The sequence below is a fragment of the Pseudomonas sp. P39-UII1 genome, assembly GCF_039672635.1.
GTDB lineage: Bacteria > Pseudomonadota > Gammaproteobacteria > Pseudomonadales > Pseudomonadaceae > Aquipseudomonas.
Genome location: NZ_JBDFPP010000012.1, coordinates 28,196 through 50,183, shown reverse-complemented (window position 1 = coordinate 50,183; position 21,988 = coordinate 28,196). Strand labels below are relative to the sequence as shown.

The 21,988-nt window shown below is 62.7% G+C and carries 20 protein-coding genes; 6 read left to right on the top strand and 14 right to left on the bottom strand.

The window, feature by feature from the left end; genetic code table 11:
• The first annotated feature begins 2 nt into the window (after nt 1-2).
• Together lipA and ABEH27_RS16395 are read left to right on the top strand one after the other, a co-directional pair.
• On the top strand, nt 3-1,019 hold the full coding sequence (lipA, locus tag ABEH27_RS16400; protein ID WP_346614611.1) for a lipoyl synthase: 1,017 nt from the start codon (nt 3-5) through the stop codon (nt 1,017-1,019).
• Between the two features lie 86 nt (nt 1,020-1,105).
• Nucleotides 1,106-2,044: an LD-carboxypeptidase gene (locus ABEH27_RS16395; RefSeq protein ID WP_346614610.1), complete on the top strand. Its 939-nt coding sequence runs from the start codon at nt 1,106-1,108 to the stop codon at nt 2,042-2,044.
• 97 nt (nt 2,045-2,141) lie between these two features.
• On the opposite strand, the gene ABEH27_RS16390 is transcribed toward ABEH27_RS16395, so the two are convergent.
• The 5 genes from ABEH27_RS16390 to leuS all read right to left on the bottom strand — a co-directional run bounded on the left by ABEH27_RS16390 (nt 2,142) and on the right by leuS (nt 8,121).
• Nucleotides 2,142-3,458 (bottom strand): lytic murein transglycosylase, encoded by a 1,317-nt coding sequence (locus tag ABEH27_RS16390; protein WP_346614609.1) that lies wholly within the window; start codon nt 3,456-3,458, stop codon nt 2,142-2,144.
• A gap of 60 nt (nt 3,459-3,518) precedes the next feature.
• Nucleotides 3,519-3,683 carry an alternative ribosome rescue factor ArfA gene (gene arfA, locus ABEH27_RS16385; RefSeq protein ID WP_016501800.1) on the bottom strand — a complete coding sequence of 55 codons (165 nt, stop codon included), beginning with the start codon at nt 3,681-3,683 and terminating at the stop codon, nt 3,519-3,521.
• 89 nt (nt 3,684-3,772) lie between these two features.
• Nucleotides 3,773-4,810 carry a DNA polymerase III subunit delta gene (gene holA, locus ABEH27_RS16380; protein ID WP_346614608.1) on the bottom strand — a complete coding sequence of 346 codons (1,038 nt, stop codon included), beginning with the start codon at nt 4,808-4,810 and terminating at the stop codon, nt 3,773-3,775.
• Between the two features lie 37 nt (nt 4,811-4,847).
• The gene (gene lptE / locus ABEH27_RS16375) at nt 4,848-5,453 is read right to left on the bottom strand and encodes an LPS assembly lipoprotein LptE (RefSeq protein WP_346614607.1); all 606 of its coding nucleotides are present in this window, start codon (nt 5,451-5,453) and stop codon (nt 4,848-4,850) included.
• 61 nt (nt 5,454-5,514) lie between these two features.
• Nucleotides 5,515-8,121 (bottom strand): leucine--tRNA ligase, encoded by a 2,607-nt coding sequence (gene leuS, locus ABEH27_RS16370; RefSeq protein WP_346614606.1) that lies wholly within the window; start codon nt 8,119-8,121, stop codon nt 5,515-5,517.
• Between the two features lie 227 nt (nt 8,122-8,348).
• Here leuS and ABEH27_RS16365 point away from each other — a divergent pair, with 227 nt between their 5' ends.
• The gene (locus tag ABEH27_RS16365; RefSeq protein WP_346614605.1) at nt 8,349-8,663 is read left to right on the top strand and encodes a hypothetical protein; all 315 of its coding nucleotides are present in this window, start codon (nt 8,349-8,351) and stop codon (nt 8,661-8,663) included.
• Nucleotides 8,664-8,796: 133 nt separating this feature from the next.
• On the top strand, nt 8,797-9,558 hold the full coding sequence (locus ABEH27_RS16360) for a YdcF family protein (RefSeq protein ID WP_346614604.1): 762 nt from the start codon (nt 8,797-8,799) through the stop codon (nt 9,556-9,558).
• Between the two features lie 128 nt (nt 9,559-9,686).
• On the opposite strand, the gene lnt is transcribed toward ABEH27_RS16360, so the two are convergent.
• From lnt to ABEH27_RS16340, 4 genes are read right to left on the bottom strand one after another with little or no spacing between them, the layout of a single operon-like run.
• On the bottom strand, nt 9,687-11,204 hold the full coding sequence (lnt, locus tag ABEH27_RS16355; RefSeq protein WP_346614603.1) for an apolipoprotein N-acyltransferase: 1,518 nt from the start codon (nt 11,202-11,204) through the stop codon (nt 9,687-9,689).
• Between the two features lie 8 nt (nt 11,205-11,212).
• The gene (locus ABEH27_RS16350; protein ID WP_346614602.1) at nt 11,213-12,052 is read right to left on the bottom strand and encodes an HlyC/CorC family transporter; all 840 of its coding nucleotides are present in this window, start codon (nt 12,050-12,052) and stop codon (nt 11,213-11,215) included.
• 25 nt (nt 12,053-12,077) lie between these two features.
• A complete protein-coding gene (gene ybeY / locus ABEH27_RS16345) occupies nt 12,078-12,551 on the bottom strand; it encodes an rRNA maturation RNase YbeY (protein WP_346614601.1) in 474 nt (157 codons plus the stop codon).
• A complete protein-coding gene (locus tag ABEH27_RS16340) occupies nt 12,544-13,542 on the bottom strand; it encodes a PhoH family protein (protein WP_346614600.1) in 999 nt (332 codons plus the stop codon). The genes ybeY and ABEH27_RS16340 overlap by 8 nt, the downstream gene beginning before the upstream one ends.
• Nucleotides 13,543-13,780: 238 nt before the next feature.
• Between ABEH27_RS16340 and ABEH27_RS16335 the strand changes: the two genes are divergently transcribed.
• Nucleotides 13,781-14,107, top strand: coding sequence for a DUF1820 family protein (locus ABEH27_RS16335; protein ID WP_346614599.1), 327 nt, complete (start codon nt 13,781-13,783; stop codon nt 14,105-14,107).
• Nucleotides 14,108-14,113: 6 nt separating this feature from the next.
• On the opposite strand, the gene ABEH27_RS16330 is transcribed toward ABEH27_RS16335, so the two are convergent.
• From ABEH27_RS16330 to ABEH27_RS16315, 4 genes are all read right to left on the bottom strand, one after another.
• Nucleotides 14,114-14,659, bottom strand: coding sequence for a tetratricopeptide repeat protein (locus ABEH27_RS16330; protein WP_346614598.1), 546 nt, complete (start codon nt 14,657-14,659; stop codon nt 14,114-14,116).
• A gap of 219 nt (nt 14,660-14,878) precedes the next feature.
• Complete coding sequence (hemL, locus tag ABEH27_RS16325) at nt 14,879-16,162, bottom strand: glutamate-1-semialdehyde 2,1-aminomutase (RefSeq protein ID WP_346614597.1); 1,284 nt, start codon at nt 16,160-16,162, stop codon at nt 14,879-14,881.
• A gap of 17 nt (nt 16,163-16,179) precedes the next feature.
• The gene (gene thiE / locus ABEH27_RS16320) at nt 16,180-16,803 is read right to left on the bottom strand and encodes a thiamine phosphate synthase (protein WP_346614596.1); all 624 of its coding nucleotides are present in this window, start codon (nt 16,801-16,803) and stop codon (nt 16,180-16,182) included.
• Between the two features lie 14 nt (nt 16,804-16,817).
• On the bottom strand, nt 16,818-17,615 hold the full coding sequence (locus tag ABEH27_RS16315; protein ID WP_346614699.1) for a hydroxymethylpyrimidine/phosphomethylpyrimidine kinase: 798 nt from the start codon (nt 17,613-17,615) through the stop codon (nt 16,818-16,820).
• Between the two features lie 265 nt (nt 17,616-17,880).
• Here ABEH27_RS16315 and ABEH27_RS16310 point away from each other — a divergent pair, with 265 nt between their 5' ends.
• Nucleotides 17,881-19,872 carry a 7TM diverse intracellular signaling domain-containing protein gene (locus ABEH27_RS16310; protein ID WP_346614595.1) on the top strand — a complete coding sequence of 664 codons (1,992 nt, stop codon included), beginning with the start codon at nt 17,881-17,883 and terminating at the stop codon, nt 19,870-19,872.
• Nucleotides 19,873-20,321: 449 nt separating this feature from the next.
• Here ABEH27_RS16310 and ABEH27_RS16305 read toward each other — a convergent pair whose 3' ends face one another.
• Nucleotides 20,322-21,728, bottom strand: coding sequence for a PAAR domain-containing protein (locus tag ABEH27_RS16305; protein ID WP_346614594.1), 1,407 nt, complete (start codon nt 21,726-21,728; stop codon nt 20,322-20,324).
• Between the last annotated feature and the right edge of the window lie 260 nt (nt 21,729-21,988).

Genomic DNA, 21,988 nt, shown 5'->3' with positions numbered 1-21,988 from the left:
ATATGACAACTGTGCAAGAAGCCGTGCCGAACCTGATACCTACCCAGGATGCCACCCCGCGCCCAGCGCCGAAGAAGGTGGAAGCTGGGGTCAAGCTGCGTGGCGCCGACAAGGTGGCGCGCATCCCGGTGAAGATCATCCCCACCGATGAACTGCCGAAGAAACCCGACTGGATCCGCGTGCGCATCCCGGTATCCCCTGAGGTTGACCGCATCAAGCAGCTGCTGCGCAAGCACAAGCTGCACAGCGTGTGCGAAGAGGCGTCCTGCCCGAACCTGGGCGAATGCTTCTCCGGTGGCACCGCGACCTTCATGATCATGGGTGACATCTGCACCCGTCGCTGCCCGTTCTGCGACGTCGGCCACGGCCGACCGAAGCCACTGGACGTGGACGAGCCGAAGAACCTGGCCGTGGCCATTGCCGACCTGCGCCTGAAGTACGTGGTGATTACCTCGGTGGACCGCGACGACCTGCGTGACGGGGGTGCCCAGCACTTCGCCGACTGCATCCGCGAAATTCGCGCACTGTCGCCGGGCGTGCAGCTGGAAACCCTGGTGCCGGACTACCGCGGCCGCATGGACGTGGCCTTGGAGATCACCGCGCAAGAGCCGCCGGATGTCTTCAACCACAACCTCGAAACCGTACCGCGCCTGTACAAGGCTGCGCGCCCGGGTTCGGACTACGATTGGTCGCTGGACCTGCTGCAGAAGTTCAAGCAGCTGGTCCCGCACGTGCCGACCAAGTCGGGCCTGATGCTCGGCCTGGGTGAAACCGACGAAGAAGTGATCGAAGTGATGCACCGCATGCGCGAGCATGACATCGACATGCTGACCCTCGGCCAGTACCTGCAGCCTTCGCGCAGCCACTTGCCGGTGCAGCGCTTCGTGCACCCGGACACCTTCGCCTGGTTCGCCGAGGAAGGCTACAAGATGGGCTTCAAGAACGTCGCTTCGGGCCCGTTGGTGCGCTCGTCCTACCACGCCGACCAGCAGGCTCACGAAGCCAAGATCAAGCTCTGATCCTGGTTTGAGCCACCCATGCCGATGCGCGCCGAAAGGTGGCATCGGCATTTTTGTTTGTGTGCCATGCGCTGCAAGGAGTTGCGATGAATTGCGCCGAAACCTTTGAATGCCGCCTTCCTGCTGCAGTGCCGGGCAATGCCTGCTTTGCCATCGTCGCCCCAGCCGGCCCAGCCCGGCTGGACGCACAAAAGGCCAGCCAGTGGTTCGCCGAGCGTGGCTACCGCTGCCGTATCTACCCAGGCGTGGGGCAGGCCCAAGGCTACCTGGCAGGCTCCGATCAGCAACGCGTGCAAGACCTGCACGACGCCTTCGCAGACCCGGCGATCGACGCGATCCTGTGCATGCGCGGTGGTTACGGGAGCATGCGCCTGCTCGACAGGCTCGACTTCGACCTGATCCGCCGCAACCCCAAGCCGCTGATTGGCTACAGCGACATTACCGCGTTGCACATGGCCATCTACCGCAAAACCGGTTTGGTCACGTTCCACGGGGCCATGCTCAATGCCGACCTGCTCGGCGCCAAGCTCGCGCCGACCGAGTCTTCGCTTGTGGCACAGTTGAGTGGGGCGTTAGCGGCGGGGGATGCGCTTGTTCATCCCGCCGAGTTCCCCTTGAGCAGTGTGGTGCCGGGTGTTGCAAGGGGGCGTCTGCTGGGCGGCAACTTGTCGATCCTGGGCGCTACCATGGGTACGCTGGCGGAAATCGATACGCAGGGCTGCATCCTGTTCATCGAGGACGTCAACGAGCCGCTTTATCGGGTGGACCGCTTGCTTACCCAGCTGCGCCTTGCCGGCAAGCTGGAGGGCGTGAAGGGTGTGCTGGTGGGGGATTTTGCCGGGATTACCGTTGCGGCCTTGACGCCACTGTTGCACGACATCTTCGGGGCGCTGGGTGTGCCGGTGCTGGCCGGCTGGCGCAGTGGGCATTGTGATCCGAATGTGTGTTTGCCTATGGGGGCTGAGGTGGTGCTGGACAGCGAGGCGCAGAGCCTGGTGTTGGCGCAGGATTTGTTCAAGGCTTGAGAAGGTTGGGGCCGCTTTGCGGCCCATCGCCGGCAAGCCAGCTCCTACAAGGCTTGCGTTACGCCTGTGGGAACCGGCTTGCCGGCCACTCTCAGCATTATTGTTGGCGCAAGCTATCGAGCAGCTTGTGCGTCGGGTACCCGTCCGCTGGCCAGCCCAGCCCCTGCTGCGCATTGCGGATGGCTTTGCGGGTATTGGCGCCGATGATGCCATCCGGGTTGCCTGCCTGGTGCCCGCTGGCGTTCAGCAGGTTCTGCAACTCCATGCGCTCGCTGCGGCTCAGCGGCAGGTCTTCCTTCGGCCAGCTGCCGGCAATGAAGCCCCAGCCCGAGAAGCGGTCCCCCAGCAAGCTCACCGCCAGGGCATAGGACGACGAGTTGTTGTACTTGAGGATGGCGCGGAAGTTGTCCAGCACCAGGAACGCCGGGCCACGGGCGCCTGCCGGCAGCAGCAGTGCAGCAGAGAGCTGGTTGCTATTGGCGGGCAGCTGCGTGCCTGCCGGTAGCTTCACACCCATCTGCAGCCATTCGCTGACAGGCTTGCGCAGCGAGCCGTCGGCCAGCCAGTAGTCGAAACCTGCCGGTACCTGTACCTCGAAGCCCCAAGACTGACCGCGTTTCCAGCCGGAGCTTTGCAGGTAGTGGGCCGTGGACGCCAGGGCGTCCGGCGTGCTGTTCCAGATGTCGCGACGGCCGTCGCCGTCGAAGTCCACCGCATGGGTGTTGTAGGTGGTCGGGATGAACTGGGTCTGGCCCATCGCGCCGGCCCACGAGCCACGCATGGCCTCGGGCTGGATATCGCCGTGCTGGATGATCTGCAGGGCGGCGATCAGCTGGTCCTGGGCGAACTGCGGCCGGCGGCCTTCGTAAGCCAGCGTGGCCAGCGAGCGGATCACCGACTTGCTGCCCTGGAACTGGCCAAAATTACTCTCCATGCCCCACACCGAGACCAGAACCTGGCGGTCAACGCCATAACGCTGCTCCAGGCGGGTCAGCAGTTCAGCATTCTGCTCAAGCAGCTTTTTGCCGTTGCGCACGCGCAGCGGCGACAACGCGCCTTCGAGGTACTCCCACACCGGGCGGGTGAATTCGGGCTGGCTGCGGTCGGCCTTGATCACGTCCATGTCCGGCGTGACGCCGAGGAACGCGCGGTCGAAGGTGCTTGCCGAAATGCCGGCTTGCAAGGCTTGTTCACGGAAACCGGCCTGCCACTGTGCAAAGGTTTGCAGCGGCTGGATTTCAGTACTGACGTCGGTTGTGGCGCTGGGCAGGGTGACTGCCGGCGCGGGCTGGGCGGGGGCCAGCGGCAGGGCGTCGGCGGCGGTGGGTTTTTCCGCGCAGGCGACGAGCAGGATGAAGCTGGAGGCCGCGATCAGCTGGCGGGATTTCCAACGAGGGAGAAGACTGAAGAGCATGCACAGATCCAGAATTTCAGGTCAGGTGCCGACCATACCATGCCTGCGCTTTCGATGCTTTCATGCGGCCAAAAAGTAAGAAGCCTCCCAATCTCTCGATTGGAAGGCTTCGCGGCGGTAGCTGCCTTTGCCCTTGTCCGGTTGTTCCTGGCGGCAGCGGAACAGTGGCTGGGCGACGATGGATTTGGCCTTGTTGGGGCCGTGCTTTTTCGGCTTTTTGCTCATGGCGAGGTTCCCGTTGGGGTGGAGTGCGGGTGGACTCTAGGCCTGAAGGGAGGGGAGGGCCAATTGATTGTGTGTATGGCCCTCGGCGCTTACTCGGGAGGCAGCGCCAGGCGCTGGCCGGCCATGAGCAGCGACAGCCGCGATAGACCGGTCCAAGGCGACCCCTCGGCCTGCCCTTTGATCTGTGCGTCGATACGTTGGGCATCCTGCAGCAACTGTGCCCAGCGCTGCGCCGAAAGGCGCTGCAGGGCTTTGCTGACCAGCGGCCGGCGTTTGTCCCACACCGGTGGGCGGGCCTGGCTGAACGCCTTGTCCAGCGGCACGCCCTGGCTGAACTGCTGCGCCAGCCCGGCCAGCAGGCGCAGTTCGCGGGCCAGCGCCCAGAGAATCACCGGTGGCTCCACTCCTTCACCGCGCAGGCCTTCGAGCATGCGCAGGGCGTGTGCGGCCTCGCCATTGAGGATGGCATCGACCAGGCCGAAGACATCGAAGCGCGCACTGTCGGCAACAGCCGCCTGTACGGTTTCGACGGTGATCTGGTTGCCCTCGGCAAGCAGCTTGAGCTTTTCGATTTCTTGCGCTGCGGCCAGCAGGTTGCCTTCGACCCGCGCGGCGATCAGGTCGACCGCGTCGCGCTGGGCCGACAGACCCGCCTGCGCCAAGCGCTGGTTGATCCACTGCGGCAACTGTTGGGCATCCACCGGCCAGATCTGGATGAACTGGCAGTGGGCGCCTTCGATCAAGGCCTTGCCCCACTTGGTCTTCTGCGCGCTGCCATCGAGCTTGGGCAGGCTGACCAGCAGCAAGGTGTCTTCGGCGGGGTTGGCGCAGTACTCCATCAGGGCCGCGGCGCCTTTGTCACCGGGCTTGCCCGAGGGCAGGCGCAGTTCCAGCAGGCGGCGCTGGGCGAACAGCGACAGGCTGGCGCCGGCCTGGAGCAGGGTGCCCCAGTCGAAGTTGGCGTCGGCGCTGAACACCTGGCGCTCGTCGAAACCTTGCTGACGCGCCGTATTACGGATGGCGTCGGCAGCTTCCTGACACAGCAGCGGGTCGTCGCCGCTGACCACGTAGACCGGGGCCAAGGTGCCTTGCAGGTGCTTGTTGAGTTGGGCGGGGGCGAGTTTCATGGGAAACAGGCGGGGCACCGGGGTGCCCCGCGCGGGCTTATTTGCCCGGGATTTCCAGCGGCGACTGCTGCGGCGTTTCCGCCTGCTGACGGCGCGCGGCTTCCAGCGCGTCGGCTTCGGCTTTGGCGCGTTCGTCGGCCTTGCGCTGCAGCTCGTCAAGCTGCGTCGGGGTCAGGTTCTGCAGGCGCGCCATCATCGACTGCACCAGTTCGCGGCGCATTTCCACGCGGGCCTGGCTGGCTTCCTGGTCGGAGCCGGTGATGTTGCCACCGTCACGCACGTAGATCTTGCGCACTTCAACCTTGTCGCTCAGCAGCTCCAGGTTGTTCAAGCCCAGGATGCTGTAGTTGAGGGTGGTGGTCAGCTCGTATTCGGCCGTACGGCTGCCGCCGCTGTAGCTCGCCGAACGCTGGTTTTCCTGCTCGTTGGTCAGCTCCAGGCGATAAGGCGCGCCGGTGTGAACGTTGACGCCGCTACGCTCCAGAGCCTGGCGAAGCTGGACCACGGTCTGGCCGTAGGCGTTGCGCGCGCCGACGTCCATCTCCTTGACGCTGAGTTCGTTGGTGCCGGTGCCGCGCAGCTGGAAACCGCAGGCGCTGAGCATTACGGCCAGGCCCATTACCAGCAGATTGCGTTTGATCATGTTGTAGCTCCCTTGTGGGCCAATACCGCCCACCTGCACTGGCTGCAGGTGGGCGTTGCCATCAGTTGGCGACGATGTTGACCAGCTTGCCCGGTACCACGATGACCTTGCGGATGGTCAGGCCATCGATGAAGCGCAGGACATTTTCGTTGCTGCGGGCGGCGGCTTCGACTTCTTCGCGGCTGGCAGCGGCCGGCATCTCTACCTGGCCACGCAGTTTACCGTTGACCTGGACCACCAGGGTAATGGTGTCCTGCACCAGCGCTTGTTCATCGACGCTTGGCCAGGCGGCATCGATCACCGAGCCTGCGTGGCCCAGTTGCTGCCACAGCTCATGGCTGATGTGCGGGGTGATCGGGGCCAGCAGCAGGGTTACGGCTTCCAGGCCTTCCTGCAGCAGGGCACGGTCTTGCTCGGTGGCCTGCGGGGCCTTCTCCAGCACGTTCATCACTGTCATCACCTGGGCGATGGCGGTGTTGAACTTGTGGTACTGGCCGATATCGGTGCTGGCCTGCTTGATGGCGGCATGGATGGCACGGCGGATGACCTTCTGCTCGTCGCTCAGTGCAGCGGTGTCCAGCTTGCCCGGCAGCCCTTGGCTGACGTGGCCCTGGGCCAGGCGCCAGACCCGGCGCAGGAAGCGGCTGGCACCCTCGACGCCGGAGTCGGACCATTCCAGGCTCATGTCGGGCGGCGAAGCGAACATCATGAACAGGCGGCAGGTGTCGGCGCCGTAGGCTTCGATCATCGACTGCGGGTCGACGCCGTTGTTCTTCGACTTCGACATCTTCTCGGTGCCGCCGATTTCCACTGGCAGGCCGTCGGTCTTCAGGCGTGCGCCAATGATCTTGGCCTTGGCATCGCGCTCGATTTCGACGTCGGCCGGGTTGAACCAGTCCTTGCCGCCATTGCTGGCAACGCGGTAGTAGGTCTCGGCGACCACCATGCCCTGGGTCAGGAGGTTCTTGAAAGGCTCGTTGGAGGTGACCAGGCCTTCGTCACGCATCAGCTTGTGGAAGAAACGCGCGTACAGCAGGTGCAGGATCGCGTGCTCGATGCCGCCGATGTACTGATCGACCGGCAGCCAGTGATTGGCGGCTTTCGGGTCGACCAGGCCCTGGTCATAGTTGGGCGAGGCGTAGCGGGCGAAATACCAGGACGATTCCACGAAGGTGTCCATGGTGTCGGTTTCGCGCTTGGCCGCAGTGCCACATTTAGGGCAGGTGCACGCGTAGAACTCAGGCATGCGCGCCAGTGGCGAACCGGCGCCGTCCGGCACCACGTTCTCGGGCAGAGTGACCGGCAGCTGGTCTTCCGGCACCGGCACGTCGCCGCAGGACGGGCAGTGGATGATCGGGATCGGGCAGCCCCAGTAGCGCTGGCGGCTGATGCCCCAGTCGCGCAGGCGGAACTGGGTACGCGATTTGCCCAGGTCCTTGCGGATCAGCGCGGCTTCGATGGCGTCGAAGGCGCCGGCGAAGTCCAGGCCGTCGAATTCGCCGGAGTTGATCAACTGGCCATGCTCGCCGTAGGCAGCCTGCCACTCGCTGCTGACTTCATCGCCAGCGCTGGTGCGCACCACGGACTTGACCGGCAGGTTGTACTTGTGGGCGAACTCGAAATCGCGCTCGTCGTGGGCCGGCACGGCCATCACGGCGCCGTCGCCGTAGTGCATCAGCACGTAGTTGGCGACCCACACTGGCAGCTTCTCGCCGGTCAGCGGGTGCTCGACCAGGAGGGAAGTGGCCATGCCCTTCTTCTCCTGGGTGGCCATGTCGGCTTCGGCCACGCTGCCGCTCTTGCACTCGTCGATGAACGCCTGCAGCGCCGGGTTGCCCTGGGCGGCCTGAGTGGCCAACGGGTGTTCGGCGGCGACGGCAACGTAGGTTGCGCCCATCAGGGTGTCCGGACGGGTAGTGAATACCTTCAGGGTGCCTGCGTGGCCGATGCTCGCCTGGTCGTAAGGGAACTGCACTTCCATGCCGCGCGACTTGCCGATCCAGTTGCGCTGCATGGTCTTGACCTGTTCAGGCCAGCCCGGCAGCTCGTCGAGGCTTTCCAGCAGCTCGTCGGCGTAATCGGTGATGCGGAAGTAGTACATCGGGATTTCGCGCTTTTCGATCAGCGCGCCGGAACGCCAGCCGCGGCCATCGATGACCTGCTCGTTGGCGAGTACGGTCTGGTCGGCCGGGTCCCAGTTCACGGTCCCGTTCTTGCGGTAGATGATGCCTTTTTCGAACAGGCGGGTGAACAGCCACTGTTCCCAGCGGTAGTAGTCCGGCTTGCAGGTGGTGACTTCACGTGCCCAATCGATGGCCAGGCCCAGGCTCTTGAGCTGGGTCTTCATGTAGTCGATGTTTTCGTATGTCCACTTGGCCGGGGCGACGTTGTTTTTCATCGCCGCGTTTTCCGCAGGCATGCCGAAGGCGTCCCAGCCCATCGGCTGCAGGACGTTTTTGCCCAGCATGCGCTGGTAGCGGGCAATCACGTCGCCGATGGTGTAGTTGCGAACGTGGCCCATGTGTAGCTTGCCGCTCGGGTACGGGAACATCGATAGGCAATAGTAGGTGTCTTTGCCTGGCTGTTCGGTAACAGCGAACGACTGTTGCTCGTCCCAGAAATGCTGGGCGGCGGCTTCGATATCACGGGGCGTGTATTGTTCGTGCATGGCTACTTTTGGCTGAGAGAGAAGAGACCTTGTTCCAGGCAGCGGAACCTCGCTGCGGCCGGCACTCCGGTGTCATGAGGGTGAACGCCGTAGCATACAGCAGCGCCGCGCATCGTGGGAAACCCTGATTGCGAATGCCCGCTGGTCGCTGCATCCGGCTGCTTTTCATAGCGCCGCTAAGCTCAGTTGTGGGGGGAGATATTCTTTATCTTCAATGAGGTGAACGGATGGGAGAGACGCAGCTTACCGCAAGCAAACCGGAGCTTTACGAACGCCTGATCGACCGTCTTGGCCTGGCATTGGAAGTTGCCAGGACGTCGGTACGGTTGCGCGACGAGATGCCAGCCGAGCTGGAATTGCGCGGTTTGAGTCATGCAGAGTTCGAAGTGATCAAGGCTTACCTGGAGACGCTTCCGGAACGCCGTAATGCCACTGCCGGTACATACCCACAAGCGGAACCGACATCGGCAAAGATCATCTGGCTCAAGGACAAGAAACGCCCCGCCACGACGGCGAGATCCAGGACGCTGCCGCATCGCTAGCCGTTCAGGCCGCCAGGCGCAGGCCATCGCGCCGGTACTTCACACACACACTTCTCACGATCGGCGCCGGCTACGCACTTGTTGACCGGCGCCGATCCTCTTAGGCTGCACGCCTGCCAAGGAGGTGTGGCCGATGCCGCTTCGATTCTTCATCAAACAATGGTTGATGCCCCCCGGCATCCTGTTCCTGCTGCTACTGGCCGGCTGGTGGCTGCGCAGCCGTCGCCCGCGGTTGGCTGCAGCGTGCTTCGTGCTCGGGCTGGGCGGCTTGTGGCTGATGAGCTTGCCGCTGGTGGTACAGCAGGGCGCGCGCCTTCTGGAAACCGAGCCGCCCCTGGCGGTAAGCGAATGGGCAAGCCTGGCCAACCGTGCAGATGCCATTGTGGTACTGGGCGCGGGGCGAGAGCGCGGTGACCCGGCCTGGGGTGGCGATGACCAGCCTACTGCGACGGCCCTGGAGCGCATGCGCTTTGCCGCGCGGCTGGCGAAGGCTTCGGGTTTGCCGGTGCTGACCAGTGGCGGTTTGCACTACGGCACGCCGCCCAGTGAGGCGCGCTTGATGGCCGACAGGCTGCGCGAAGACTTTGCCGTCGAGGTGAAGTGGAAGGAGGAGGCCAGCCGCACCACTTGGGAAAATGCCCGGTTCAGTGCGGACATCCTGCAACCCCTGGGCATTCGCCGGGTGGTGGTGGTGACCCAGGCCTGGCACATGCAGCGCTCGCGGTGGAGCTTCGAGCAGGCGGGGTTCGAGGTGGTGCCAGCGCCGATGGGGTTCCTTGGGCGCGATCATGCCCGGCCGTTTGCCGGGTTGCTGCCGGAAAGCCGTGCGATGTGGCAGAGCGGGCAGTTGCTGAATGAGGTGGTGGGGTTGGTGGGGTATCGGGTGTTCTACTGAATGGTTGGCTGTCAGCACCGGCCTCTTCGCGGGGCGAGCCCGCTCCCACAGGTGCACCACAGTATTCGAATCCGGTTGTATACCTGTGGGAGCGGGCTTGCCCCGCGAAGAGGCCGGTGGAGGCTACATCAGACCGTCTTGGCAATCCGCCCAGCCGCCAGCGCCCACCCAAACAGCAGCACACACACCATCGCCAGCGGCCACGAGCGCCATTGCAGGTACGGTGTCAGTTGCTGCATCGGCACCACCTCGCCATACAGCACCGCGCGCTGGAACTGCGGCACCTCGGCAGTGATCCGGCCAAACGGGTCGATCAGCGCGGTCACGCCGTTGTTGGTGGCGCGGATCATCCAGCGGCCGGCCTCCAGTGCACGCATCTGCGCCATCTGCAGGTGCTGCAGCGGCCCGATCGAGGTGCCGAACCAGGTGTCGTTGCTGATGGTCAGCAACAGGTCGCTGCGTGCCGCAAGGCCCGCCGCGAACTCCGGGTAGACCACTTCGTAGCAGATGTACGGGGCAATCTGGTAACCCTTGGCCTGCAGCAGTGGCTGGTCTTCAGGGCCGCGGGCGAAGTCCGACATGGGCAGGTTGAAGAACTCGATCATGCCGCGAAGCATGTCCTGCAACGGCACGTACTCGCCAAAGGGCACCAGCTTCTGCTTGAGGTAGGTGCCATCGCCTTCGCCGGTGACGGTCACGCCGTTGTAGTAGCGGCGCTGGTGATGCACCACTTCGCGCACCGGCACGCCGGTAATCAGCGCCGAGTGGCGATCAGCGGCAAAACGGCCCATGACGTCGATGTAGCCTTGCGCCTGGTCCTTGAGGATCGGCACGGCAGTCTCTGGCCAGACCAGCAGGTCCACAGGTTTGGAGCTGAAGCTCATGTCGCGGTACAGCGCCAATTGCGCATCGATGTGCGCCGGGTCCCACTTCAGTTCCTGCTCGACGTTGCCCTGCAAGGCAGCAACCTTGAGCGGGTCGCCAGCCGGTTTGGTCCAGGCGTGGCCCTTGAGTGCCATGCCGACCACCCACGGGGCCAGCAGCAGCAGGGCACCTACGGCCAGAAACGAAGGGCGTGCGCGCAGGCGGTGCAGGTTGCACAGCAGGGCAGCAGTCAACGCCAGGGCAAAGGAAATCAGCCACACCCCGCCCAGTGGCGCCAGGCCGGCCAGTGGGCCATCCAGTTGGCTGTAACCGGCATACAGCCACGGGAAGCCGGTCAGGAACCAGCCGCGGAAGGCCTCTTGCAGCAGCCACAACGCGGCAAAGCACAGGGCGTCCGCCAGCGGTGCCTCGTTGCGCCGCAGCCAGCGTGCCCATAGCCAGGCAGGCAAGGCGAAGAACCAGGCAAGGGCGGCGAAGAACGCCAGCAACAGCACGATCGCCAGCAGCGGCGAGGCGCCGCCGTAGGTGTTCATGCTGACGTAGATCCACCAGGTGCCAGCACCGTACAGGCCGAAACCAAAGCACCAGCCGCGCCACATGGCTTGACGCGGGGTAAGCTCGCGCAGGCCAAGGTAGAGCACCGCGATCGACAGCAAGGCCAGCGGCCAGATGTCGAATGGCGCCAGGGCCAGAAGGGTAGAGGCGCCGGCCGCCAGGGCCAGCAGGTTACCGGGCCAGCCGGGGCGGGTGATCCAACGCATGTTTGTCCTTAACGGGTGATCGGTGTCAGGCGCAGCAAGTGTATCCGCCGGCTGTCGGCATTGAGAATACGGAACTTGTAGGTGCCGATTTCAGTGGTCTCGTTGCGCTTGGGCAAGTGGCCGAAGGCGCTCATCACCAGGCCGCCCACTGTGTCGAACTCGTCGTCGGAGAACTGGCTGTCGAAGAACTCGTTGAAGTTCTCGATCGGCGTCAGTGCCTTGACCAGGAAGTCGCCGCTGGGAAGTGGCTTGATGTAGCTGTCTTCCTCGACGTCATGCTCGTCTTCGATGTCACCGACGATCTGCTCGAGTACGTCCTCGATGGTCACCAGGCCCGCCACGCCGCCGTATTCGTCGATGACGACGGCCATGTGGTTGTGGTTGGCGCGGAACTCGCGCAGCAGCACGTTCAGCCGCTTGGACTCGGGCACGAAGGTGGCAGGGCGCAGCAGGTCCTTGATGTTGAAGCTGTCGCCGTTCTCCTTGAGGATCAGCGGCAGCAGGTCCTTGGCCAGCAGGATCCCGAGCACATCGTCGTGGCTCTCACCGATCACCGGGTAGCGCGAGTGCGCGGCATCGATGATGGCCGGCAGGAATTCGCGGGGCGACTGGGTAGCCTTGATGCTGATCATCTGCGAACGCGGGACCATGATGTCGCGTACCTGCAGGTCCGCGACCTGGATGGCACCTTCGACAATGGTCAGTGCTTCGCTGTCGAGCAGCTTGTTCTGATGGGCTTCGCGCAGCAGCTCAAGGAGCTCCTGGCGGTTTTTCGGCTCATGGGCAAAAGCCTGGGTCAGTTTACCCAGCCAGGACTTTTGCCCGTTGCTCGATCGATCTTCGCTCATGGCGGTTCTCGTGATCCTTGCAGTATCAGTGTGTGATTGATTCGTTTTCATCGTCGGCATACGGGTCAGGGTGACCCAGTTCTGCCAGCAATTCCCGTTCCAGCGCTTCCATTTCCTCGGCCTCATCGTCTTCGATGTGGTCGTAGCCGAGCAGGTGCAGGCAACCGTGAATGACCAGGTGCGCCCAGTGCGCCTCTAGTGCCTTGCCCTGTTCGGCAGCCTCGCGTACGACCACAGGCACGCAGATCACCAGGTCGCCCAGCAGCGGGATGTCGAGCAGTTCGTCGGGCACGTCGGCCGGGAACGACAGCACATTGGTCGCGTAGTCTTTGTGCCGGTAGGTGTGGTTGAGCTCGCGGCCTTCGGCTTCGTCGACCAGGCGGATGGTCATTTCCGAATCGGCCGTGCGCTGGCGCAAGGCCAGTTCGCACCAGCGGCGGAAGGCAGCATCGTCAGGGGCAGCGGCGTCCGTGGCCCGTTGCAGGTCAAGTTCAAGCATCTTTGTTGCTGACCTCGGGCTTGGCCTGACGGGCTTCGAAGCGGTCGTAGGCTTCGACGATACGCTGCACCAGTGGGTGACGAACCACATCTTTGGGTTGGAAGTGGGTAAAGCTGATACCCGGAACGTCCTTGAGCACCTCGATCACGTGGGCCAGGCCCGACTTGGTGCCGCGTGGCAAGTCGACCTGGGTGATGTCGCCAGTGATCACTGCGGTGGAGCCGAAGCCGATGCGGGTGAGGAACATCTTCATCTGCTCGAGCGTGGTGTTCTGGCTCTCGTCGAGGATGATGAAGCTGTTGTTCAGGGTGCGGCCACGCATGTAGGCCAGCGGGGCGATCTCGATCACCTGGCGCTCGATCAGCTTGGCAACGTGCTCGAACCCGAGCATTTCGTACAGGGCGTCATACAGCGGGCGCAGGTACGGGTCGATTTTCTGGGCCAGGTCGCCAGGCAGAAAGCCGAGCTTCTCGCCGGCTTCGACCGCCGGGCGCACCAGCAGAATGCGGCGCACTTGCTCGCGCTCCAGGGCGTCCACGGCGCAGGCCACGGCAAGATAGGTCTTGCCGGTACCGGCCGGGCCAACACCGAAGTTGATGTCGTTGGCGAGGATTTCTTTCACGTAGCGCTGCTGGTTGACCCCGCGCGGGCGAATGTTGCCCTTGCGCGTGCGCAGCGAGACGCTGACCTCGTTCACCGCCGGGTTGTCGAGGGCCTCGACGGTCGATTCCTGCAGGTACAGGTGCACGGTCTCCGGCGACAGCTCGGTGGCCTTGGCCTCGCGGTAGAGGCGGCGCAGCAGTTGCTCGGCAGCAGAGGTGGTCTTGGGTTCGCCGATCAGCTCGAATTGATTGCCGCGGTTGCGGATCTCGATGGCCAGGCGTTGCTCGATGAGGCGCAAGTGCTCGTCGAACTGGCCGCACAGGTTGGCGAAACGGTGGGCCTCGAAAGGTTCGAGGATGAAACGATGGGGTTCTATGGGTGCGTTCAAGGTCGTTTTAAGCCGCTCGACGGCAATAAGGGTGAACCCAAGAATAACCCTTGAAGGGCAGGGGCGAAAGCACTGAAACGATCAAGGGTATGTGTGGCCTGTCCCGGCCGCTTTGCGGGTAAACCCACTCCCACAAGTACTCCAGCGTTTTCAAGGCTGTGGGCTCGGGTTCACCCGCGTAGCGGCTGGCACTGCTATGATGCGCGCCTTTTCTTACGCATGTGTTATCCCGCCCAACATGAGCAAACGCGAACCCGCCATCTATAAAGTGATCTTCCTCAACCAGGGGCAGGTCTTCGAGATGTATGCCAAGCAGATCTACCAGAGCGACCTGTGGGGCTTTCTGGAAATCGAGGAATTCGTCTTCGGTGAGCGCGCCCAGATCGTCGTCGATCCGAGCGAAGAGAAACTGAAGAACCAGTTCGAGGGCGTGATCCGCAGCTTCGTGCCGATGCACTCGATCGTGCGCATCGACGAGGTGGAGCGGCTGGGCACGGCAAAGATCAGCGAGGCCAAGGGTGGCGGCAATGTGATGCCGTTCCCGATGCCGATGCCGGAGAAGTAAGTACAGTCAGGGAAGTGGCGAGAACGGTGTGCGGCCTTCGGCGTTCTGCAGCTCCAGCAGGTACTTGCGGAAGATCTGGCCGAGCACCTGGGTGGCGTGTTCCAGTTCGTCGCGGGGCATCTGCTCGGTGACTTCGTCAGCCATGTCCAGCGCGTCTTCGGCGCCGTTGACGGCGGCCATCTTCAGCAGAATATAAGCCTGCACGTTGTTGGCCTTGACCCCTTCGCCATGGAAGAACATGGCGCCGAGGCGGTATTGCGCGTCGGCATGGCCCTGCAGCGAGGCCTTGCCGAACCAGTCCACGGCCTTTTTCAGGTCTTTGGGCGTTTGCGTGTAGTAGTACTCACCCAGTTCGAACTGCGCTTGGGCGTCCCCGGTCGCCGCCGTCTGCTCGCAAGCCTTGAGGGCGTTGGCCTGGTCTTCTGGCTGGACATTGAGCGTGCAGCGCCCCGTTGCCGGAATCAGCAACGAGTTACCGCCCTCCGCCAGTGCCAGCAGGGGCTGAAGAAGCAACAGGCAGCCCAGTGTCAGGGCGCGGCCGGTGCGGTTCATGGGGATCGACTTACCTCTGCAAAGCTACGGCCAAGGTCTCTGGTGGCACATTATGGGATAAGCAGCGCCTACCTTACAAAGTTTTACTCGAATTTCTGTGTTGGTGGGCAAACTTGCTGGTGAAGGAAGAGATTTTATTGCTTGTACCGGCCTCGTCGCGGATGAATCCACGAGCGTAGGAGCGGATTCATCCGCGATGAGGCCGGTGCAGATTGTCGCTTACTTCAGCTTGGCAAACGCTTTTTCAGCGGCATCCAGGGTGATCTTCAGCTCCGCCTCGCCATGGGCGATCGAGGTGAAGCCCGCCTCGAACGCGCTCGGTGCCAGGTAAACACCACCTTCGAGCATCAGGTGGAAGAAGCGCTTGAAGCGGTCTGCGTCGCTGGCCATCACGTCGTCGAAGGTGACGATGTCGTCGGCACCGCTGAAGTACAGGCCGAACATCGCGCCTGCCTGGGTGGTGACAAACGGTACGCCAGCGGCATCCGCCAGTTGCTGCAGGCCGTCGAGCATGCGGCTGGTGTAGGCGGTCAGTTCGTCATGGAAGCCCGGGCGGCTGATCAGCTTCAGGGTAGTCAGGCCGGCGGCCATGGCCAGCGGGTTACCCGACAGGGTGCCGGCCTGGTACACCGGGCCCAGCGGGGCGATGCAGCCCATGATTTCACGCTTGCCGCCGAAGCAGCCCACCGGCATGCCACCACCGACGATCTTGCCGAAGGTCGACAGGTCTGGGGTGATGCCGTAGTAGCCCTGGGCACCGCCGAGCGATACACGGAAGCCGGTCATCACTTCGTCGAAGATCAGCACCACGCCGTGCTTGTCACACTGCTCGCGCAGGCCTTCGAGGAAGCCAGGGGCGGGCGGCACGCAGTTCATGTTGCCGGCCACCGGCTCGACGATGATGCAAGCCACGGTCTGGCCGACTTCGGCCAAGGTCTTCTCGACGGCGGCGATGTCGTTGAACGGCAGGGTCAGGGTGTGTTTGGCGAAGTCCGCCGGTACGCCCGCCGAGCTCGGCACGCCCTGGGTCAGCAAGCCGGAGCCAGCCTTGACCAGCAGGCTGTCGGAGTGGCCGTGGTAGCAGCCTTCGAACTTGATGATGGCGTCGCGGCCGGTGTAGCCACGGGCCAGGCGGATCGCGCTCATGGTGGCTTCGGTGCCGGAGCTGACCATGCGCACCATCTCCATCGACGGCACCAGCGAGCAGACCAGGTCGGCCATCTCGGTTTCCATCGCGGTCGGTGCCCCGTACGACAAGCCGTGCTGCAACTGGTTACGCACGGCATCCAGCACGTCCGGGTGGCCGTGGCCAAGGATCATCGGGCCCCAGGAGCCTACATAGTCGACGTAGCGCTTGTCGTCCTCGTCGGTGACATACGCACCTTCGGCATGCTTGAAAAACAGTGGGGTGCCGCCGACGCTCTTGAAGGCGCGGACGGGCGAGTTGACGCCGCCGGGGATGTGCTTCTGGGCTTGGGCGAACAGGGATTCGGAACGGGACATGGGATCTTCTCTCGAAATCAGGAAGCGAACAGGGCGTTGAAGGCGCGGGCGCGGCGGGTGACTTCCTGCGCGCTGTCGGCACCGAACAAGCCATGGATCACCGCCAGCAGGTCGGCACCGTGGGCGACCAGCGGGGCGGCGTTGTCGAGGGTGATGCCGCCGATCACGGCGATCGGCAGCCTGACCTGTGCCCGGGCCTGCTGCAGCAACTCGACGTTGGCAGCGGGCGCACCGGGCTTGGTCACGGAATTGAAAAAACGGCCGAAGGCGACATAGCTGGCGCCCTCGCTGGCGGCCTGCGCAGCCAGTTCGAGGCTGGCGTGGCAGGTCGAGCCGATGATGGCCTGGCGGCCCAGCAGGGCACGGGCCGGGGTCAGCGGGCCATCCGTCTGGCCCAGGTGTACGCCGACGCCAAGGCGCGCGGCCAGTTCGGCATCGTCGTTGATCAGCAGCTGCGTGCCGTAGCGCTCGCAGAGCTTCATCAAGCCTTCGGCTTCGCGCAGGCGACGGGCGGCATCATCGCTTTTGTCGCGGTACTGCAGCAGGCACACGCCGCCTTCCAGTGCTGCCTCGACGTGGGACAGGAAACGGCCGGCGAGCAGCTGGCTGTCGGTGATTGCATACAGACCGCGTAGCGTCATCTGAAAGCCTCGTATCAGGAGCAGAAGTCCAGGGGCAGGCGGCGCGGCACGAACTGGCCCTTGCCCAGCTGCTCGGCGTCACGCAGGGTGCGCCAGGTGTAGTCCAGCGCGCTGCGCACGGCGCTTTGCAGTGCTTCGCCCAAGGCCAGCCGGCCGGCCAAGGTGCTGGCCAGGGTGCAACCCGAACCGTGGTAGCTGCCGGGCAGGCGCTGGCAGGTCCAGGTATGGCGCTGGCCATCCCGGCTGTACAGGCGGTTGTGAATTTCGTCTTCGTCGCCGTGACCACCGGTAATCAGCAGGTGTCTACAAAACGGCAACAGTTTTTCGGCACACTCGTCGGCAGTACCTTCGGGCAGTTCGGCGAGGATGCGCGCTTCGGGCAGGTTGGGCGTGGCGATGGCGGCCAGTGGCAGCAGGCGTTCGCGCACGGCGTAGCCGACTTCGTCCTTGCCCAGGCGGCCCCCGCCACCGGCGCGCAGCACCGGGTCGCAGACCACGGGCAAGTGCGGGTGGGCACTGAGCAGTTCGGCGACGGTGTCGACCATTTCGATCGAGCCGAGCATGCCCAGCTTGACCGCGGCCACCGTGGAGTCGGCCAGCACGGCATTGGCCTGGGCCAGCACCCACTCGCGGTCGAGCACGCGGAAGTCGGAAACGTTGACGGTATCCTGTACGGTCAGGGCGGTTACCGCAGGTGCGGCATGACAGCCTTGGGCGATCAGGGCTTCAATATCTGCCTGCAAGCCGGCGCCGCCACTTGGGTCGTGGCCGGAGAGACAGAGGACAACGGGGCGGGAGCTGTAGGTATTCATGGTCGGCGAGCTTACCACCAAACCCATTTGCGCGGATCGTCCTACAAACGGGTTTTGCTGATCAGTTGGTCAGATTTGTGTTTGTGTTATTGCCGAAAGCATTGATTTAGAGCCTTTCCTTCCAAAATTGAAGTGGCTCGTGGCCAGCGTGGAAAGCTATGCTAGAGTGCTCTGATAACTCGATAAACGGGCTCTGCCGGATTTCGTCGTCTCATAGGGATAGGAGGCCACAGCGACGCGACCGAGCAGGCCATGCTGGGGCTGTATGCGCTATTTGCTGATTTTGCTTCTGGGCTACTTGCCCATGCTGGCCGCTGCGGTCGATTTCGACGATGCCACCCGGCACCTTCCACTGGGCAAGGTCATGCAGGTCTATGAGGACCGCGATGGCAGCGCCAGTATTGCCCAGGTTTCCGCGCCCGCATTCGCCAGCCGTTTTCGTGCGCACCGTGAGGACGTATTGAACGCCGGGTATTCGACCTCGGTGTTCTGGTTGAAGATCGACCTGCGGTACCTGGCCTCGGCAGACGCTACACCCCGCCAGTGGTTACTGGAGCTGGCCTACCCGCCGCTGGATCACCTCGAGCTTTACCTGCAGGGTGCCGACGGCGGCTACCGCCTCGCCCAACGCACCGGCGACGCCTTGCCCTACGACAGCCGCCAGATCCGCCAGAACAACTATCTGTTCGAATTGCCCCTGCACCCCGGCCAGGCCACCACCGTGTACCTGCGCCTGCACAGCCAGGGCTCCGTGCAGGCGCCGCTGGCACTGTGGTCTGCCGAGGCGTACATGGAAGATCAGCCTACCCGGCTGTACGTACTGGGGATCATCTACGGCGTATTGTTGGTGATGCTGGTTTATAACCTGTTCATCTTCCTCAGCGTGCGCGATGTCAGTTACCTCTATTACATCCTCTACATCGCCTCGTTCGGCCTGTACCAGGTGTCGGTCAATGGCGCCGGGGTGGCGTACTTCTGGCCGGACAGCCCCTGGTGGGCCAATGCTGCAACACCGCTGTTCATCGGGGCGGCGGGCGTGTTCGGCTGCCAGTTCGCCCGCCATTTCCTGCGCCTGGGCAAGGTCAGCCGTGGCCTGGACCGCCTGCTGCAACTGCTGATGCTGGGTGGGGTGGTGGTGATGCTGCTGGCAGTGAGCATGCCTTACGGCATTGCCTTGCGCATGGCCACGGTGCTGGCGCTGTTGTTCACCGTGAGCATCTTTACTGCCGGGTTGTACGCGTGGTCCCGCGGCTTGCGCGTGGCGCGCTGGTTCATCATCGCCTGGACGGCGTTCTTGCTCGGCGGGCTGGTCAACACCCTGATGGTGCTGGGTTACCTGCCTAATGTGTTCATTACCATGTACGCCAGCCAGCTCGGTTCGGCGCTGGAAGTGGCGCTGTTGTCGCTGGCCCTGGCTGACCGCATCAACAGCATGCGCGAACAGCAGGCGCAGACCCTGCGCGATACCGGGCGGACATTGGAGCAACTGAACCAGCAACTGGCCAGGAGCAACCTCCTCAAGGACGAATTCCTCGCAACGGTCACTCACGAATTGCGCACGCCGATGAATGGTGTGATCGGTTCGCTGGAGCTGATGCAGACCTTGCCCTTGAGCGCCGAGATGGCCCAGTACCACCGCACAGCGGTGGCGTCGTCGCAGAACATGATGGATATGGTCGACGATATCCTCACCCTCACCGAATTGCAGGCCGGCCGCCTGCGCGCGCAGCCTGCGCCGTTCAGCCTGCGTCGCGCCCTCCAGGATTTACGCGCGGGCTACGCCGGAACTGCCCTGGGCAAGGGGCTGTACCTGAGCCTGGACATCCCTGCCGAACTGCCGGACGAGTTGCTTGGCGATGCCCAGAAGCTGATGCGTTGCCTGGGTTGCCTGGTCGACAACGGCCTCAAGTTCACCCACCAGGGCGGGGTTGTGGTGCAGGTCCGTGGCCGGCGCGTGGGGCCGGACAACCTGGCGCTGACCTTCACCATCAGTGACAGCGGTATCGGCTTCGATGACCTGGACCAGGCGATCCTCTACCAGCGCTTCTTCCAGGTCGATGGTTCGATGACCCGGCGCTATGGCGGGCTGGGCATCGGCCTGTCGATCTGTCGGCAGATGGCGGATGTGCTGGGTGGCAAGCTGGTGCATGAGTCGACGCGCGGGCTGGGCAGCCGGTTCGAATTGAGCCTCAATGTGGCGGTCTCGCAGGTGCAGGTGCCGCCGGGCAGGGTTGTGTCGGGAATCTCTCGGCTCTAACGGCACAGTGGTGTAGCCCCTGCAAGGGGCTGCATTACGATTTCTCCTGGCCGGAGTATTTGACCGTTCAGGTGACCGTTCAAAAAACTATTGCGCTCACCATCAACCAAGCAAAAGACAGCCAGCCCAGCCAAGCAGATAGCACCATCTTACGTCTCATGTGTTTTGGGAATTCCAAAACGTCCGTCGCGTCTAATAATCCTTTTTTTATGGACTGTTCACAAAGCGCCATAGCCCCACATAATTGAAAGATTACAAGAAGTTTGGAGGTTGTTCCATAGTTTCCCCAGGTTGTTCTAATGGTGCTCAAGCATTGGCTTCTTTGTAGTGACGAGATTATCAAGTGAAAATTTCGAGTGCTGGCTAACTGCAGGTCGAGTGTAAGCCCGACTGCAAATGCGATCATTGCGGGGCTTAGCGATACTATGGTAATGGACGCGCTTAACTTATCACTCATCGTAAACAACCTGGTAAATCGCTTCGCCCATTATTTCACCAGCCTTCATACCACCCAAACTCCCGGCCAGGGCGGCTAATCCCGTCACAACTAACGAACATACAGGAGTGCCTGGGCCGGCTGCCCAGCAGGCCGAAATTGCAATCGCGCCGCCAGCTTTTGCTCCTGCAATTCCTCCTGCGAGGCCGACTGAAAAATTACCTATCTCAGTGAATTGGGTTTTTTTGCAGTTGCCTGGATTTTCCGATTGGCAGGCCTCGTATATTGTAAGTGCCGAGCCAATCCCACCTAGCGCAATTCCGACGTTTCCTCCGGCTTTCAGATATTTTGACAGAGCCACCAGCTTGTTCAGATGCGTCGAATAGCCTGGGATCTGTCCAGGAGCGCCGGCTTTGCTCCAATGATGCACCAAGCTCCTGCTGGATATTCCCAAATCTCGGCGCAAAGCTTCATATCTGCCCAGGTCCAGGTGTTTGTTGAGAAACGTCATTCTCAACTGTGCATCCAGTTGCTTGAACAGTCTCCTGCGCTCGACAAAGAACTCGTTGCTTTGAAGATGGCCATGAAGGGTGAATTGCTGCTGGTGGAGCGTCTCAATCTTGCGCAGCGTAGTAGTCAGCTCATCCAGCGCCTTTTCCATCATCGCCTGGCCCACGCCCATCGCCAGGCTCACATCGCTAAGCAACCCTGCGATTTCAGCTTGATGCTTCATCATGAACTCGGCTTCTTCAGGCGTAAGACTCGCCAATGCTTCCCTCGCCTGTTTCGCCGCACTCATGGCATACAATTCTTCCTGAGTACAAACCGGGCGACTAAGTCCATCACCAATGACGAAGATCTCCCCAGCTTTGAAACCCAAATGATGCGTCGGGTTCAGCCTCTCCAGTATCGACCGTGGCAGCTTGGCCCGCGGTGCACCGAGTTCGATCAGCACTTCCTGATACGTCATGCACTGCGGCACGATGAAGAAACCAGGCTCCATAGCTTGCGGTCCAGCCGATGGTTGCAAGGAGTGGGGCTGGTAGGAATCCCCTACGGACGGATGGGGACGGAATTGTGGGGGCGTTTCATAAACCGCAGCGGGTGCTGATGTGTGGCGAGGGGCGGGACCTCGGCCCAGCGGGGCAACCACGCGATTGCTGCCCAGTGGGCAGGCGCATTTAACCAAGGCGCCATCAACGGCGGTCGGTATGTTGTTCTGCCGCCAGCGGGGCTCGCCTTCAATTATGGTGCCTTCTACCCCGCAGCGCGGACAGAAGGTCGTCTTGTCACCTTGTAGCAGCCAGTAGCTGCCGTGGACCCGGCCACGGGCTTGGCTGGCGATGCAGATGGCGCCGCTGGTGGTTTCGTCGCCATCCAGTCCTTGGCCTCGGCCAAAGATGTTAATGCGCTGGCTCATGTCTCACCTCGGCTGTGAAGATGGAAGCCTGAACGTAGCAGCCTGGAGGCAATTTTTTTCACGATAAGGAAGGTTTGGGAAAGGTCCTACAAGAGATGAAGAGTTGGATGTCATATTTCCTGTTAAGCAGGCTGGCGTTATCGCGGCTTAAACCTTCCCCGACGCAACCCAAGTCACATGTTTAGTCATTATTGTCACTTTGACTCCCTCCCAGTGAGTGCTTCACTGGAACTCTCAGCCCTACCCGGCCCCAGGAGTTC

What these genes read in the sequence shown, in the direction of transcription:
- ABEH27_RS16335 (WP_346614599.1), top strand. Translation starts at nt 13,781, where the DNA reads ATGAGCAAACGCGAACCCGCCATCTATAAAGTGATCTTCCTCAACCAG.
- ABEH27_RS16365 (WP_346614605.1), top strand. Translation starts at nt 8,349, where the DNA reads ATGGGAGAGACGCAGCTTACCGCAAGCAAACCGGAGCTTTACGAACGC.
- ABEH27_RS16315 (WP_346614699.1), bottom strand. Translation starts at nt 17,615, where the DNA reads ATGAATACCTACAGCTCCCGCCCCGTTGTCCTCTGTCTCTCCGGCCAC.
- ABEH27_RS16390 (WP_346614609.1), bottom strand. Translation starts at nt 3,458, where the DNA reads ATGCTCTTCAGTCTTCTCCCTCGTTGGAAATCCCGCCAGCTGATCGCG.
- ABEH27_RS16310 (WP_346614595.1), top strand. Translation starts at nt 17,881, where the DNA reads ATGCGCTATTTGCTGATTTTGCTTCTGGGCTACTTGCCCATGCTGGCC.
- hemL (WP_346614597.1), bottom strand. Translation starts at nt 16,162, where the DNA reads ATGTCCCGTTCCGAATCCCTGTTCGCCCAAGCCCAGAAGCACATCCCC.
- ABEH27_RS16305 (WP_346614594.1), bottom strand. Translation starts at nt 21,728, where the DNA reads ATGAGCCAGCGCATTAACATCTTTGGCCGAGGCCAAGGACTGGATGGC.
- arfA (WP_016501800.1), bottom strand. Translation starts at nt 3,683, where the DNA reads ATGAGCAAAAAGCCGAAAAAGCACGGCCCCAACAAGGCCAAATCCATC.
- lptE (WP_346614607.1), bottom strand. Translation starts at nt 5,453, where the DNA reads ATGATCAAACGCAATCTGCTGGTAATGGGCCTGGCCGTAATGCTCAGC.
- leuS (WP_346614606.1), bottom strand. Translation starts at nt 8,121, where the DNA reads ATGCACGAACAATACACGCCCCGTGATATCGAAGCCGCCGCCCAGCAT.
- ABEH27_RS16350 (WP_346614602.1), bottom strand. Translation starts at nt 12,052, where the DNA reads ATGAGCGAAGATCGATCGAGCAACGGGCAAAAGTCCTGGCTGGGTAAA.
- holA (WP_346614608.1), bottom strand. Translation starts at nt 4,810, where the DNA reads ATGAAACTCGCCCCCGCCCAACTCAACAAGCACCTGCAAGGCACCTTG.
- lipA (WP_346614611.1), top strand. Translation starts at nt 3, where the DNA reads ATGACAACTGTGCAAGAAGCCGTGCCGAACCTGATACCTACCCAGGAT.
- ybeY (WP_346614601.1), bottom strand. Translation starts at nt 12,551, where the DNA reads ATGCTTGAACTTGACCTGCAACGGGCCACGGACGCCGCTGCCCCTGAC.
- ABEH27_RS16395 (WP_346614610.1), top strand. Translation starts at nt 1,106, where the DNA reads ATGAATTGCGCCGAAACCTTTGAATGCCGCCTTCCTGCTGCAGTGCCG.
- ABEH27_RS16330 (WP_346614598.1), bottom strand. Translation starts at nt 14,659, where the DNA reads ATGAACCGCACCGGCCGCGCCCTGACACTGGGCTGCCTGTTGCTTCTT.
- thiE (WP_346614596.1), bottom strand. Translation starts at nt 16,803, where the DNA reads ATGACGCTACGCGGTCTGTATGCAATCACCGACAGCCAGCTGCTCGCC.
- ABEH27_RS16360 (WP_346614604.1), top strand. Translation starts at nt 8,797, where the DNA reads ATGCCGCTTCGATTCTTCATCAAACAATGGTTGATGCCCCCCGGCATC.
- lnt (WP_346614603.1), bottom strand. Translation starts at nt 11,204, where the DNA reads ATGCGTTGGATCACCCGCCCCGGCTGGCCCGGTAACCTGCTGGCCCTG.